Genomic DNA, 14,635 nt, shown 5'->3' with positions numbered 1-14,635 from the left:
CATCCCAGGGCGCAGCGAACACGTAGCGGAGCGAAGACCCTGGGATCCATGCCGTGACATCAGCCAAAGAGTGCTGCCAACCAGAATTCAGCATCGCTGCGGCGCTCTGATGTCACGGCATGGATCCTGGGGTCTGCGCCGCGTCGCTTCGCTCCTTGCTCCGCCCCAGGATGACGAAGGCAGAGGTGTTGGGGGCCAATTTCCAAGGTTTGCGACTGCCATGTCACTCAATCTCCGCGCCCAGCCCCTTCATCAGCCCCATGAACTCCGGAAAGCTGGTCGCGATCATCGCCTGGTCGTCTATGGTCACAGGCTTTTCCGTTGCCAGCCCCATGACCAGAAAGCTCATGGCGATGCGGTGGTCGAGATGGGTCTGGACGACGGTGTTGTGTCCATTGGGGTGCCGGCCGAGCCCCTTGCCGCCGGGTTTCCCGCGCACCGCCAACGAGGCCTCGCCCTCGGTACAGTCGACGCCGTTGAGCTTCAGTCCTTCGGCCACTGCCGACAGCCGGTCGGATTCTTTCACCCGCAGCTCTTCCAGTCCCTGCATCAGCGTCTCGCCCTCGGCGAAGCTGGCGGCGACAGCAAGCACCGGATATTCGTCGATCATCGTCGGCGCCCGTTCCGGCGGCACGGTGACGGCTTTCAGTTCCGAATGACGCACGCGCAGATCGGCGACATCCTCGCCGCCTTCATTACGCGGGTCGAGAATGTCGATCCGGGCGCCCATTTCCTGCAGCGTCAAAAGCAACCCGGTCCGGGTCGGGTTCATCAGCACGTTTTCGATTGTAATGTCTGAGCCCGGCACGATCAGCGCCGCCACCAGCGGAAAGCCGGCCGAGGACGGGTCGCCCGGCACAGCGATCGTCTGGCCGGTGAGCTTGCCCTGGCCCTCGATGAAAATGTGGCGCACGCCGCGCTCGTCGGTCTCGACCGACAGATTGGCGCCGAATCCCTTCAGCATCTTTTCGGTGTGGTCGCGCGTCATTGCCGGCTCGATGACGGTGGTGACGCCGGGCGTGTTCAGCCCGGCGAGCAGCACCGCCGACTTCACCTGCGCCGAGGCCATCGGCACGCGGTAGGTGATGGGTGCGGCGTGCTTGGGCCCGTGCAGCGTGATCGGCATGCGGTCGCCGGGCGTCGCCTTCAGCACCTGCACGCCCATCTGGCGCAGCGGCTCAAGCACGCGGCCCATCGGCCGGCCGGACAGCGAAGCGTCGCCGATGAAGGTCGTCTCCATGTCGTAGGTGCCGACCAGGCCCATGGTGAGGCGCGAGCCGGTACCGGCATTGCCGAAATCGAGCGGGCCTTCCGGCTGCAGCAGCGCGCCGTTGCCGGTGCCGCGGATCACCCACTCAGTGCCGAGCTTTTCTATATGCGCGCCCATTGCCTTCATCGCGGCGCCCGTGCGCATCACGTCCTCGCCTTCCAGCAGGCCGGTGATGCGGGTCTCGCCGGAGGCGAGGCCGCCGAACATGAACGAGCGGTGCGAGATCGACTTGTCGCCGGGCACCCGCGCCGCGCCTGAAAGCGCTGACGATTTGCGGGCGGTGGCCGGTTTCGGGGCGGCAGTATGCGACATGGCTTTTCCCTGCGTGAAAATGCCGGTGGCCGGCCTTTTTCTTTTGGTTTGGGCGGTCTCGTATCACGGCGGACGGAAATGGTCATCCCCTTGCAAGAGGTCGCTCAACGCGGCGATTTATGACGCTGGCTTTAGGCTTTGACAGCGCCGCAAACTGTGGTTATGGGGACCAAACTTTCATCGACGAGGCTTGCAGTGGCAAAACCCGAACTTGGCACCAAACGCATCGACCCCGAGACGGGTCAAAAATTCTACGACCTGAATAAGGATCCGATCGTCTCGCCCTATACCGGCAAGAGCTACCCGCGTTCCTATTTCGAGGAAGGCAAGATCGCCGCCCTCGAGGAGGAAGAGGAAGTTGCCGAGAAGGAAGTGGACTCTGAGGAGGAAGAGAGCGTCGAGGTCGTCTCGCTAGAAGAGGCGGACGAGGATGCGAAAGCCGACGATCTTCCCGATCTCGGCGATGACGAGGACGATGTGGACCTCGGTGACGAGGATGACGATACTTTCCTCGCCGACGAAGAGGAAGAAGACGACGATGTCGCCGACATGATCGGCGTCGGCGACGACGACGACGAAGTCTGATCGAGCCTCTAGCGCAAGCGCCTGCCGACTTTCGCGGCGTCTTAATAAAAAGCGGCTCTTGAAGGCTTGATATTGACGGAAGGCGGGGTTAGAAGCCGCTGCACTAACGGCGCGGTCTCAACCCGCGCCGGATCTCTTCGCCGGCAACGGCGCCGGTAGACTGCCGGAGTGGGGCCATAGCTCAGTTGGGAGAGCGCTTGAATGGCATTCAAGAGGTCGTCGGTTCGATTCCGATTGGCTCCACCAGTTTTCTCTTGGGAAAATTAGTCGTTGTAGGCCTGCCTATCACTCGCAGGCCGACAACTCGGGCGGGTCCCCTGAAAAATTTCACTGTATTTCGGTTAGCCTGAAGCTGAAAACCCTGGGCAATCACCAGGGTTTTCAGCACACTAACTGCTAATAATACCAGGCCCAAACCCAAACACGCCTGCGAAAGCACCGTCTGCGCGGAAAGCCATTTCGCCAGACACGACGACAGATCCTTCTCCAAACGCGCCGCCGGCGCCGCCGCCTGCGGTGCCACCGCCGATGGCGGACCGGCTCCGCTTTAGTATCTTCATCCTCGAAGGCTTCCGTATCCGGCGCGTCGAGTTCATCGAGGATGCCACTTCGGGCGCCCGGTACGCCGGCTACCGCGTTGATGGGCCGAACTGCGCTCGCAAGGGCTGCTGCCCCAGCAATGCCAAACATTCCTGTCAAAAATGATCGCCGATCCATGGAAACCTCCAATCTTCTAGACAGCGAGACAAGATTCGCAAACTGAAAGATAGCGCAGGCGATAGAAAAGCAAAGTAGACCCTACGAATGGTATTTAAAGAAGCTTAACGGATCAGCTCCGCGAACATATGGCAGTCCCCGAAGCGATAACTGCGGCAATTCTCAACATGCCGCATTGCACAATCGCGCGGCGTGCGCAAAATGCGGCATGATCCGGAAATCCCTCACCGTCCTGGTGATCGACGAAAACCACATCCGCGCCTCCATCATTGAGGCGGGATTGCGGGAGGCCGGGCATGAGCAGGTCACGGTCGTTCACGACGTTGCCGGAATAGCGCGACGCATCGCCGAGATCGAACCGGACGTAATCGTCATCGACCTCGAAAATCCCAACCGCGACATGCTTGAAAACATGTTCCAGCTGTCGCGCGTCGTGAAGCGGCCGATCGCCATGTTCGTCGATCGGTCGGATCAGGCTTCGATCGAAGCTGCGGTGGCAGCGGGGGTCTCCGCCTATGTCGTCGACGGGCTGCGCCAGGAGCGCGTCAAGCCGATCCTCGATATGGCGATCAGCCGCTTCAACGCGTTCTCGCGGATGGCGCGCGAACTGGAAGAAGCCCGCGGTGAATTGGAGGACCGCAAGGTCATCGACCGCGCCAAGGGCATCCTTATGAGGTCGCGCGGGCTGTCGGAGGACGCGGCCTACACGCTTCTGCGCAAGACCGCCATGAACCAGAACCGCAAGATCAGCGAAATCGCGCAGAGCCTGGTGACGGCGGCAGGCCTTCTGGATCCCGGAGAGAGTTGAGCATGGCGGCCGAACACCAGATCAATGCCGGTTTCATACCGCTCTTCGACAGCGCGGTTCTTGTCGCAGCGCGCGAGATCGGCTTTGCCGCGCGCGAAGGCGTCGACCTGACGCTCAGTCGCGAGACATCCTGGGCCAACATCCGCGACCGCATCGCGATCGGGCATTTCGATCTGGCGCATATGCTGGGGCCGATGCCGATCGCCTGCAATCTGGGGCTCACGCCACTCGCCTCCGATACGATCGTGCCGTTCTCGCTGGGACTGGGCGGCAATTGCGTCACGGTTTCGAACGTGGTCTGGGCGGGCATGGCCGCGCACGGCGCCTTGCCCGACCTCGATCCGGCGCGAGCCGGCAAGGCCTTGGGAGCGCTAATCCGTGAACGGGCAAATGCCGGTCGCGACCCGCTGCGCTTTGCGGTCGTGCATCCGCACTCCGGACACAATTTCGAACTGCGCTACTGGCTCGCGGCCTGCGGCATCGATCCGTCGCGCGAAATAGAAATCGTCATCGTGCCGCCCCCCTTCATGGCCGACGCACTCGCCGCCGGCAGGATCGACGGCTACTGCGCCGGCGAACCCTGGAACAGCGTCTCGGTGGTCGCCGGCACCGGCCATATCGCTACGGTCAAGGCCGCTATCTGGAAGACCAGCCCTGAAAAAGTCGTCGGCGTGCGCAAGGCCTGGGCCGAAAAACACCCCGAAGCCCTTTCAGCCCTGCTGCGCGCGCTCCATCACGCGGCGCGCTGGTGCCAGAATCCGGCAAACCGCGGCGAACTGGCCGCGCTGATGGCGCAGCCTTCCTTCCTCGGAGTTTCGCCGGCGTTGCAGATGCCGATTCTGACCGGACATCTTGCGCTAGGCGGCGCGGAACTGAGCGTCGAGGACTTCTTTCTGACTTTCGGCAAGGCGGCGAATTTCCCCTGGAAGAGCCATGCGCTGTGGTTCTACACGCAGATGGTCCGTTGGGGGCAGATCAAGCACAGCGCTGCCCACATGGCGCTCGCGCGCGACACCTACCGGCCCGACCTCTATCGCGCAGCGCTGAAGCCGCTCGGCGTCGCCCTGCCTGGAGCCAATGCCAAGGTCGAGGGGGCCCTGACCGCTGCCACGCCGGTCGGCTCGGCCGGCGCCAGCCTCGTCCTTGGTCCGGATGGTTTCTTCGACGGCCGCATCTTCGATCCCGACAGGATCGACGACTATCTCGCTATCCGCGACTGGGCGATGCCGACGAGTTGAGCATTCCTTGCGCACTATCGTGCACTGCACAATTTTTGTGCTACTGCACAATGATCGTGACTGCCGTATGAGCATCGACAATCCGGCGCTCCAGCCTTTACGCCCGCGCGCTCGATTGTTTTTATTGCTTAATCCACCGCTTCTTCCAGCTGGCACGGTTCCTGCATAGTAATCCATAGGCCTTCACGGCCACGGAATACGGCGTCCAATGGCGGGCGCCACAGGCAAAGCTGCCGCTCAGGTCACACGCGATCCGGATCAACGGACGCAGCGGCCTGGCCGGCGGCTTTTTTTGTTTTGGTCGAACACGCAATCGACGGCGCAGATCCCAAGCCGCGCCCAACCGGAGATGACGATGACGAAACGCATCAAAACCCAATCCGCCCTCAAGGGTGTAACGCGCCGCGATTTCCTGATGATGAGCGCGGCCACCGCGGCAACGCTGGCGGCGGCACGCGCGCTGCTGCCGTCCCGCGCCTATGCGGCGACGGCAGCGCCGGAAGTCACCGGCGCCAAGCTAGGCTTCATCGCGCTGACCGATGCAGCGCCGCTGATGATCGCCAAGGAGAAGGGCCTGTTCGAAAAATTCGGCATGCCCGATGTCGAGGTTCTCAAGCAGGCCTCCTGGGGCGCGACACGCGACAACCTGATGCTCGGCGGCGAAGCCAACGGCATCGACGGCGCCCATATCCTGACGCCGATGCCTTACCTGATGCATACCGGCAAGGTGACGCAGAACAACCAGCCGATGCCGATGGCGATCGTGGCGCGGCTCAACTACGACTGCCAGGCGATTTCCGTCGCGCAGGAATATGCCGGCACCGGCGTCGGCCTCGATGCCTCCAAGCTGAAGGACGCCTTCGCGGCCAAGAAGGCCGAGGGCAAAGAGGTGAAGGCCGCCATGACCTTCCCGGGCGGCACTCATGATCTCTGGTTGCGCTACTGGCTGGCTGCCGGCGGCATCGATCCCGACAAGGATGTCTCAACCATCGTCGTGCCGCCGCCGCAAATGGTCGCCAACATGAAGGTTGGCAATATGGACGTGTTCTGCGTCGGCGAGCCGTGGAACGAGCAACTCGTCCATCAGGGTGTCGGCTTCACCGCCACCACGACAGGCGAACTCTGGAAAGGCCATCCGGAAAAGGCGCTCGGCCTGCGCGCCGCCTTCATTGACAAGAACCCGAACGCCACCAAGGCGATCCTGATGGCCGTCATGGAAGCCCAGCAATGGTGCGAAGCCATGGAAAACAAGGACGAGATGGCGGCCATCATCGGCAAGCGGCAATGGATGAACGTGCCGACCGCCGACATCATCGGTCGCCTCAAGGGCGACATCAACTACGGCAATGACCGCGTCGCCACCGGCACCGACCTCTACATGAAGTTCTGGAAGGGCGGCGTGTCCTACCCATTCAAGAGCCACGACAGCTGGTTCCTCGCCGAAAACATCCGCTGGGGCAAATTCGCGGCGACCACAGACATCAGGGCGCTGGTCGATCAAGTCAACCGCGAAGATCTGTGGCGCGAGGCGGCCAAGGACCTCGGCGTCGCTGCGGCCGACATCCCGGCGTCTTCATCGCGCGGCGTCGAGACCTTCTTCGACGGCAAGATCTTCGATCCGGCCAATCCGTCCGCCTATCTCGACAGCCTGAAGATCAAGGCATCGGCCTGACGTCGCTGGCAAGCGGCGCCAGTGGCGCCGCTGTCACTCCAATGCTCAAGGAGCTTTTTGCGAAAATGTCTATCCAAGCCATCGAGGACGCCAAGGTGAAGGCGTTCCCCACGCCTGCCAAGCCCGCAGAGGTCATAGCTTTCACCGCCAAGGTGAGGCGCCGCTTCGATCCCGCCGCGATCGCCGGCAAGCTGGCAAGCACGCTGGTGCCGCCGGCAGTCGTCATCGTCGTCATGCTCGTCATCTGGCAGATCGCCTGCTCGTCGCCCAACGCCAGCTTGCCGCCACCCAGCCAGGTATGGAACGAGGCCTACGATCTGATCGCCCATCCCTTCTTCGATTATGGTCCGCAGGATATCGGACTCGCCTGGCGGGTGCTGATCTCGCTGCAGCGCGTCGCCATCGGCTTCGGCCTGGCTGCAATCGTCGGCGTTGCGCTCGGCGCGCTGGTCGGCCAGTCGATCTGGGCGATGCGCGGCCTCGACCCTGTGTTCCAGATCCTGCGCACCGTGCCGCCGCTCGCCTGGCTGCCGCTGTCGCTGGCCGCCTTCCGCGATTCCAGCCCATCGGCGATCTTCGTCATCTTCATCACCTCGATCTGGCCTGTGATCATCAACACCGCCGTCGGCGTCCGCAACATTCCAGAGGATTATCGCAACGTCTCCCGCATCCTCAGGCTCAACCAGCTCGAGTTCTTCGTGAAGATCATGGTGCCGGCCGCGGCGCCTTACATCTTCACCGGCCTGCGCATCGGCATCGGTCTGTCCTGGCTTGCCATCGTCGCCGCCGAAATGCTGACAGGCGGCGTCGGAATCGGCTTCTTCATCTGGGATGCCTGGAACTCGTCGCGGCTGCCCGACATCATCGTTGCGCTCGCCTATATCGGCATCACCGGCTTTTGCCTCGATCGCCTTGTCGCGGCGGTCGGCGCCTTCGTCACCCGCGGCACAACGGCAAAGTGAGGAGAGGGCAATGACGGCCTATCTGAAACTCGACCATATCGACAAATCCTTCACCCGCGGCGGCCAAGTCAGCGAGGTGCTGAATGACATCCAGCTGACCATCGACAAGGGCGAATTCGTCTCGATCATCGGCCATTCCGGCTGCGGCAAGTCGACCTTGCTCAACCTGATCGCCGGGCTGACGAATGTGTCCGCCGGGGCGGTCCTGCTCGAAGACAAGGAGGTCGACAGCCCCGGTCCTGAACGCGCCGTGGTGTTTCAGAACCACAGCCTGCTGCCATGGCTCACCGTCTACGAAAACATCAACCTGGCAGTATCTAAGGTCTTCGGCCGCACCAGGAGCCGGGCCGAACGTCACGACTGGATCATGCGCAATCTCGACCTCGTGCAGATGGCGCATGCCAGGGACAAGCGGCCCGCCGAAATATCGGGTGGCATGAAGCAGCGCGTCGGCATCGCCCGCGCGTTGGCCATGGAGCCGAAGATCCTGCTGCTCGACGAACCCTTCGGTGCGCTCGACGCGCTGACGCGCGCCCATCTGCAGGACGCGGTGATGGATATCCATTCGAGGCTTGGCTCGACGACGATCATGATCACGCACGATGTCGACGAGGCGGTGCTGTTGTCCGACCGCATTGTCATGATGACCAACGGCCCGGCGGCAACCATCGGCGAGGTGCTTCCCGTGCCGCTGGCCCGGCCGCGCCGCCGCGTCGAGCTTTCCTCCGACCGGGCGTTCCTGCGCTGCCGCGAGGCGGTGCTGAAGTTCCTCTACGAACGCCACCGCTTCGTTGAAGCCGCGGAGTAGCTCAATGACCGAAAAACTCGTCATCATCGGCAACGGCATGGCGCCCGGGCGGATGCTGGAGCATCTGTTCGAACAGGCACCCGGTCGCTACCAGGTCACCATCTTCAACGCCGAGCCGCGGGTCAATTACGACCGCATCATGCTGTCGCCGGTGCTGTCCGGCGAGAAGGCCTTTGAGGAAATCATCATCCATGGCGACGGCTGGTACATCGCCAACGGCATCACCCTCTACAAGGGCCACAAGATCGTCGCCATCGACCGGACGGCGAAGACCGTCACTTCCGACCACGGCGTCACCGAGCCCTATGACAAGCTCGTCATCGCCACCGGTTCGGTGCCGTTCATCATTCCGGTGCCCGGCCATGACTTACCGGGCGTGCTCACCTATCGCGATCTCGACGACGTTCAGGCCATGCTGCTCGCCGCCCAGTCACGGGCCAAGGCCGTGGTCATCGGCGGCGGCCTGCTCGGGCTGGAGGCGGCAGCGGGCTTGAACTCGCAAGGCATGGACGTCACCGTGCTGCATGTGATGCCGACGCTGATGGAGCGCCAGCTCGACCCGGCGGCCGGCTATCTGCTGCAGCGCGCCGTCGAGCAACGCGGTATCAAGGTCGTCACCAAGGCCAACACTCAGGCGATCACAGGCAAGGGCAAGGTCGAGCAGGTGGAGCTTGCCGACGGCACCATCATCCCGGCGACGCTGGTCGTCATGGCGGTGGGCATCAGGCCGAATGCGGCGCTGGCGAAGGAAGCCGGCATTGCCGTCAATCGCGGCATCGTCGTCGACGCCGGCATGCGCAGCAACGATCCCCACATCTACGCGCTCGGCGAATGCGCCGAGGTCAACGGCCAGGTCTACGGGCTGGTAGCACCCCTCTACGAGATGGCGCGCGTCGCGGCCAGCCAGCTTGCCGGCAACGAGGCGGCGGCTTTCGTCCATATGGACACGCCGACCAAGCTCAAGGTCACCGGCATCGAGCTGTTCTCGCTCGGCGACTTCGCCGAGGGCGAGGACCGCCAGGAGATCGTGCTGCGCGATGCCGCCGCCGGCGTCTACAAGCGGCTGGTGCTTAGGGATGACCGCATCATCGGCACCGTGCTCTACGGCGAGACGGCGGACGGGGCGTGGTTCAACGACCTCAAGAAGAAGCAGACCGACATATCGCAAATGCGCGACACCCTTATCTTCGGCCAGTCATACCAGGGAGGTGCCTCCCTGGACCCTATGGCGGCCGTTGCAGCCTTGCCGGATGATGCGGAAATCTGCGGCTGCAACGGCGTTTGCAAAGGAAAAATCACCGGCGCGATCACGGCCAAGGGCCTGACGTCGGTAGACGACGTGCGTGCCCACACCAAGGCTTCCGCTTCGTGCGGCTCCTGCACCGGTCTGGTCGAGAAGCTGATGGCGCTGACCATCGGCGACAAATACAATCCGGCGGCTGTGCAACCGATGTGCGGCTGTACCACGCTCGGCCATGACGAAGTCCGCCGGTTGATCAAGGCCAAGAGCCTGAAGACCATTCCCGCCGTCATGCAGGAACTGGAATGGACCACCTCCTGCGGCTGCGCCAAATGCCGGCCGGCGCTCAATTACTATCTCGTCTGCGACTGGCCGGACGAGTATGCCGACGACTACCAGTCGCGCTTCATCAACGAGCGCGTTCACGCCAACATCCAGAAGGACGGCACCTATTCTGTGGTGCCGCGCATGTGGGGTGGCGTCACCAATGCCGCCGAACTGCGCGCCATCGCCGACGTCGTCGACAAGTTTGAGATCCCGATGGTCAAGGTTACCGGCGGACAGCGCATTGACATGCTCGGCATCCGCAAGGAAGACCTGCCGGCGGTGTGGGCCGACCTCGGTCAGGCCGGCTTCGTCTCCGGCCATGCCTATGCCAAAGGCCTACGCACCGTGAAGACCTGCGTCGGTTCCGACTGGTGCCGCTTCGGCACGCAGGATTCGACGGGGTTCGGCGTCCGCATCGAGAAATTCATGTGGGGGTCGTGGACGCCCGCCAAGGTCAAGATGGCGGTCTCGGGCTGCCCTAGAAACTGTGCCGAGGCGACCTGCAAGGATGTCGGCGTGATCTGCGTCGATTCAGGCTACGAAATCCATTTCGCCGGTGCTGCCGGCCTCGACATCAAGGGCACAGAGGTGCTCGGCCTGGTCAAGACCGAGGACGAAGCGCTCGAGCATATCGTGGCGCTGACGCAAATGTATCGCGAGCAGGGCCGCTATCTTGAGCGCATCTACAAATGGGCCAAGCGCATCGGCATCGCCGAGATCAAGCGCCAGATCTTGGATGATGGCGAGAAGCGCAGGGCCTATTTCGATCGCTTCGTGTTTTCGCAGAAATTCGCGCAGGTCGACCCGTGGTCGGAACGCGTCTCCGGCAAGGACAAGCACGAATTCCGGCCGATGGCTTCGGTCGGTTTCGCGCAGGCGGCGGAGTAGGCGCGTGTTCCCGAAAAGTGGAAACCGGTTTTCGGTTAAGAACACGCGCAAAGGATGAGGCAGATGAACTGGGTATCAATCGGCTCGATATCGGACATTCCGCGCCGCGGCGCGCGCTGCGTCGCCACGCCGCAAGGCAAGATCGCCGTCTTCCGCACCGCGGAGGACCAGGTCTTCGCCATCGAGGACCACTGTCCGCACAAGGGCGGGCCGCTCTCGCAGGGCATCGTCCACGGCGCGGCGGTGACCTGTCCCCTGCACAATTGGGTGATCTCGCTGGAGACCGGCAAGGCGCTCGGCGCCGATGAAGGTGCGGTACGCACCGTTCCGGTGCGGATCGAGGGCGAGCGTCTGTTCATTGCGCTGGAAGCGCTGGCCAGCCGCGCGGCCTGAGCATGAAGATCGACGAAGCGCGCGAGGTGAGGACCACCTGCCCCTATTGCGGGGTGGGTTGCGGCGTGCTGGCGAAGGTCGCCGCGGATGGCGAAATAACCGTTCGCGGCGACCCAGACCATCCGGCAAATTTCGGCCGGCTCTGTTCCAAGGGCTCGGCGCTGGCGGAGACGATCGATCTCGACGGCCGGCTGCTCTATCCGGAGATCCACGGTCGCCGCACTGGCTGGGACGAAGCGCTCGACCTCGTCGCCTCGACTTTCTCGCAAACCATTGCCGAGCACGGCCCCGACGCGGTCGCCTTCTACGTTTCCGGCCAGTTGCTGACCGAGGACTATTATGTCGCCAACAAACTGATGAAAGGCTTCATCGGCTCGGCCAATATCGACACCAATTCGCGCCTGTGCATGGCTTCGTCGGTTGCCGGCCATCGCCGCGCCTTCGGCGCTGACACCGTGCCGGGCAGTTATGAGGATCTGGAGCTTGCGGATCTGATTGTGTTGGTCGGCTCCAATCTCGGCTGGTGCCACCCGGTGCTCTACCAGCGCATTGCCGCGGCCCGGGAAAAACGGGCCGAGATGAAGGTGGTGCTGATCGATCCGCGCCGCACGATGACCGCCGATATCGCCGACATGCATCTGGCGATCGCGGCCGATGGCGACGTCCCGCTGTTCACCGGCCTGCTCGCCTATCTTGGCAAAAATGACGCTCTGGACCGCGCCTATATCGCTGCACATACCACGGGCTTCGAAGGCGCGATTGCCGCTTCCTCGCTCGACCTTGCCGGCATCGCCGCTGCCACGGGCCTCGGCGGGGACGAGCTTGTCCGCTTCTACAGCCTGTTTGCCGCGACGGCGAAAACGGTGACCGTCTATAGCCAGGGCGTGAACCAGTCGTCCTCGGGCACCGACAAGGTCAACGCCATCATCAATTGCCATCTCGCCACCGGCCGCATCGGCAAGCCCGGCACCGGGCCGTTTTCGGTGACCGGCCAGCCCAATGCCATGGGCGGCCGTGAGGTCGGCGGCTTGGCCAACATGCTGGCCGCCCATATGGAGATCGAAAACCCCGAACACCGCGGCCGCGTGCAGCGCTTCTGGAGCGCGCCGGCCATCGCCGAAAAACCCGGCTTGAAGGCTGTCGAGATGTTCCAGGCGGTGGCCGACGGGCGAATCCGGGCGCTGTGGATCATGGCGACCAACCCGGTCGATTCGATGCCGGATGCCGATGCCGTCGAGGCGGCGATCAAGGCCTGCCCTTTTGTCGTGGTGTCGGACGTGCTGGCCATGACCGACACGGTCCGCCACGCCCATGTCCGGCTGCCCGCCGCCGCATGGGGCGAGAAGGACGGCAGCGTAACCAATTCGGAGCGCCGCATCTCGCGCCAACGCGCCTTTTTGCCAGTGCCAGGCGAGGCAAGAGCCGACTGGTGGATCATCGCCGAAGTGGCCAAGCGGATGGGGATTGCCGAGGCGTTTTCGTATGCGTCGCCGGCCGCGATTTTCGCCGAGCACGCCGCGCTCTCGGCCTTCGAGAATGACGGCGCCCGCGATTTTGATATAGGGGCGTACGCCGGTGTTGACGCGAAGACCTACGAGGAGTTGGCGCCATTCCAATGGCCAGCACCGGCCTCACCCTCCCCCTCGAGGGGAGGGTCGGCGCGCGCGTTGAGCGAAGCGAAACAAGCGGGACTGGGTGGGGTCGGTGGAGCCTCTCCGACCCCACCCCGGCTCTCTCGCCCTGCTGCGCAAAGCTCGCTCGCCGACCCTCCCCTCAAGGGGGAGGGTATCCGCTTCTTCGCCAATGGCGGCTACTACACGCCCGACCGCAAGGCGCGTTTCATCGCCATCCACCCGACTGCACACATCCGCACCAGTCCGGACTATCCGCTAATCCTCAACACCGGGCGGATTCGCGACCATTGGCACACCATGACGCGGACCGGCAAGAGCCAGCGGCTGTCGCAGCATATGGCCGAGCCCTTCGCCGAAATCCATCCGCTGGATGCACAGCACTTCGCCATCGGCGATGCCAACATCGTGCGCGTCTCCACTGGGCACGGCGAGGTGCTGGTTCGCGCGCTGGTGACAGCGCGGCAGCGGCCGGGATCAGTCTTCGTGCCGATGCACTGGACGGACCAGTTCTCAGCGCGTGCTCGCGTCGATGCACTGGTGGCGCCCATCACCGATGCGATTTCAGGCCAGCCGGCCTCGAAGAATGTTGCCGGCCGCGTGGAACGCTTTGCTGCCGCCGCCTTCGGCTTCGCCGTGCTTGCCGAACGGCCGGGCTCGATCGACGCCGACTATTGGAGCCTCGCCCGTTGCGCCGCCGGCTGGCGCCTTGAGCTTGCACTGGAAGCTGGCCGGGATTGGCCGGTTTTCGCAGCTTCGCTTTTTGGCGCGGACGCGCAAGGCGAGACGCTCGCCTATCATGATGTCGCCGGCGGGCACCATCGCTTTGCCCGCTTCGCCGGCAGCCGGCTGGCTGGCGCGCTCTATCTTGCGCCCAAGCCGGTCGCGGTGTCGCGCAGCTGGGCGGTGGAGCAGTTGAGTGCGGACCATGCCGATCGGCGCGAGCGGCTGGCGATCGTAGCCGGGCGGCCGGGCGGCAATACCGTCGATCGTGGCGCCGTCGTCTGCTCCTGTTTCGGGGTCGGCGCCAATCAGATCGCGGAGGCGGTACGCGGCGGCTGCACCAGCGTCGAGGCGATCGGCGCCACCCTGCATGCCGGCACCAACTGCGGCTCTTGCCGCGCCGAGATCAGGACCATCATTGAGGCGCGACGCCTTCAAGCGGCGGAGTGAGGGCGTCGAGAAACTCTGTCACGCCGGGCCTCGACGCTTACCAGCAATTTACAAACCATGGGCTACCAACGTCCTTATTCGATTCGTTCCGAACAGGACCCTTATGAGCAAAGCCCTCACTTCATTCGCATTGGTCGCCATATTGACGGCTTTGCTGATGGCGCTCAGCCTGGCAGTGGCCAGGCATGGCTATCCCTATGGTGCGATCGGCGCAAAACGCCTGGACGACGTCGCCGATGCCGGAACGTTTATCCCGCTTGCATCAGTCTACTTCTTCAGCGCGCTGCTCATGATGATCCTGCCGATCAGAGCCGCCAGCGTCGTCCTGACGAACGCCGCGGATGCGATCTTCTGGACAGTCATCGTGTTGTTCGCGGCCATCATTGGCTGTCTCGCTGCCAGATGGGCTTTCGATCGGGGCAACATCTTGCCGGCGCTGCTGAACTGGCGCTTCCTGTTTGTCGCAGCAGTCGTCGGATGCCATCTCTTCATGAACGAGTTGCGCCGCAATATCCTGCTGAGAAGCCTGTTCTTCGTCGTCTTCGCCGCTGCGACACTGGCCTGCCTGTTCTGGTCGTTCGCCATCTGAGAACCGATGCAGGCTCTGGCTT

At 63.5% G+C, this 14,635-nt stretch carries 11 protein-coding genes and 1 tRNA gene; 11 read left to right on the top strand and 1 reads right to left on the bottom strand.

Annotated elements, in window-relative coordinates; all coding sequences use genetic code 11:
- Window positions 1-223: 223 nt before the first annotated feature.
- A complete protein-coding gene (gene aroA, locus A9K68_RS01230; protein ID WP_065006055.1) occupies window positions 224-1,582 on the bottom strand; it encodes a 3-phosphoshikimate 1-carboxyvinyltransferase in 1,359 nt (452 codons plus the stop codon).
- A 195-nt stretch (window positions 1,583-1,777) separates the two neighbouring features.
- Here aroA and A9K68_RS01225 point away from each other — a divergent pair, with 195 nt between their 5' ends.
- From A9K68_RS01225 to A9K68_RS01175, 11 genes are all read left to right on the top strand, one after another.
- Window positions 1,778-2,167: a TIGR02300 family protein gene (locus A9K68_RS01225; RefSeq protein ID WP_065006160.1), complete on the top strand. Its 390-nt coding sequence runs from the start codon at window positions 1,778-1,780 to the stop codon at window positions 2,165-2,167.
- A 170-nt stretch (window positions 2,168-2,337) separates the two neighbouring features.
- Window positions 2,338-2,413, top strand: a tRNA-Ala gene (locus A9K68_RS01220).
- Window positions 2,414-3,092: 679 nt separating this feature from the next.
- Window positions 3,093-3,692: an ANTAR domain-containing response regulator gene (locus A9K68_RS01215; RefSeq protein ID WP_065006054.1), complete on the top strand. Its 600-nt coding sequence runs from the start codon at window positions 3,093-3,095 to the stop codon at window positions 3,690-3,692.
- A gap of 2 nt (window positions 3,693-3,694) precedes the next feature.
- Entirely contained in the window at window positions 3,695-4,930 is a 1,236-nt protein-coding gene (locus tag A9K68_RS01210; RefSeq protein WP_065006053.1) for a CmpA/NrtA family ABC transporter substrate-binding protein, read from the top strand.
- A gap of 355 nt (window positions 4,931-5,285) precedes the next feature.
- Window positions 5,286-6,602: a CmpA/NrtA family ABC transporter substrate-binding protein gene (locus A9K68_RS01205; RefSeq protein WP_065006159.1), complete on the top strand. Its 1,317-nt coding sequence runs from the start codon at window positions 5,286-5,288 to the stop codon at window positions 6,600-6,602.
- Window positions 6,603-6,667: 65 nt separating this feature from the next.
- A complete protein-coding gene (gene ntrB, locus A9K68_RS01200) occupies window positions 6,668-7,564 on the top strand; it encodes a nitrate ABC transporter permease (protein WP_065006158.1) in 897 nt (298 codons plus the stop codon).
- A 10-nt stretch (window positions 7,565-7,574) separates the two neighbouring features.
- Window positions 7,575-8,372 carry an ABC transporter ATP-binding protein gene (locus tag A9K68_RS01195; protein ID WP_065006052.1) on the top strand — a complete coding sequence of 266 codons (798 nt, stop codon included), beginning with the start codon at window positions 7,575-7,577 and terminating at the stop codon, window positions 8,370-8,372.
- Window positions 8,373-8,376: 4 nt separating this feature from the next.
- Window positions 8,377-10,827 carry a nitrite reductase large subunit NirB gene (gene nirB / locus A9K68_RS01190; RefSeq protein WP_065006051.1) on the top strand — a complete coding sequence of 817 codons (2,451 nt, stop codon included), beginning with the start codon at window positions 8,377-8,379 and terminating at the stop codon, window positions 10,825-10,827.
- Between the two features lie 63 nt (window positions 10,828-10,890).
- Window positions 10,891-11,220 carry a nitrite reductase small subunit NirD gene (gene nirD / locus A9K68_RS01185; protein WP_065006157.1) on the top strand — a complete coding sequence of 110 codons (330 nt, stop codon included), beginning with the start codon at window positions 10,891-10,893 and terminating at the stop codon, window positions 11,218-11,220.
- A 2-nt stretch (window positions 11,221-11,222) separates the two neighbouring features.
- A complete protein-coding gene (locus A9K68_RS01180) occupies window positions 11,223-14,024 on the top strand; it encodes a nitrate reductase (protein ID WP_065006050.1) in 2,802 nt (933 codons plus the stop codon).
- A gap of 103 nt (window positions 14,025-14,127) precedes the next feature.
- Window positions 14,128-14,613, top strand: a complete 486-nt coding sequence (locus A9K68_RS01175; RefSeq protein ID WP_065006049.1) for a hypothetical protein — start codon at window positions 14,128-14,130, stop codon at window positions 14,611-14,613.
- Window positions 14,614-14,635: the final 22 nt, after the last annotated feature.

It is taken from the genome of Mesorhizobium sp. AA22, assembly GCF_001672375.2.
Lineage (GTDB): Bacteria > Pseudomonadota > Alphaproteobacteria > Rhizobiales > Rhizobiaceae > Mesorhizobium > Mesorhizobium wenxiniae.
This window is presented reverse-complemented; position numbering and strand designations above follow the sequence as displayed.

Excerpts from the sequence above, each read along its gene's own strand:
- aroA (WP_065006055.1), bottom strand. The coding sequence starts at position 1,582 with ATGTCGCATACTGCCGCCCCGAAACCGGCCACCGCCCGCAAATCGTCA.
- A9K68_RS01215 (WP_065006054.1), top strand. The coding sequence starts at position 3,093 with ATGATCCGGAAATCCCTCACCGTCCTGGTGATCGACGAAAACCACATC.
- A9K68_RS01210 (WP_065006053.1), top strand. The coding sequence starts at position 3,695 with ATGGCGGCCGAACACCAGATCAATGCCGGTTTCATACCGCTCTTCGAC.
- A9K68_RS01205 (WP_065006159.1), top strand. The coding sequence starts at position 5,286 with ATGACGAAACGCATCAAAACCCAATCCGCCCTCAAGGGTGTAACGCGC.
- ntrB (WP_065006158.1), top strand. The coding sequence starts at position 6,668 with ATGTCTATCCAAGCCATCGAGGACGCCAAGGTGAAGGCGTTCCCCACG.
- A9K68_RS01195 (WP_065006052.1), top strand. The coding sequence starts at position 7,575 with ATGACGGCCTATCTGAAACTCGACCATATCGACAAATCCTTCACCCGC.
- nirB (WP_065006051.1), top strand. The coding sequence starts at position 8,377 with ATGACCGAAAAACTCGTCATCATCGGCAACGGCATGGCGCCCGGGCGG.
- nirD (WP_065006157.1), top strand. The coding sequence starts at position 10,891 with ATGAACTGGGTATCAATCGGCTCGATATCGGACATTCCGCGCCGCGGC.
- A9K68_RS01180 (WP_065006050.1), top strand. The coding sequence starts at position 11,223 with ATGAAGATCGACGAAGCGCGCGAGGTGAGGACCACCTGCCCCTATTGC.
- A9K68_RS01175 (WP_065006049.1), top strand. The coding sequence starts at position 14,128 with ATGAGCAAAGCCCTCACTTCATTCGCATTGGTCGCCATATTGACGGCT.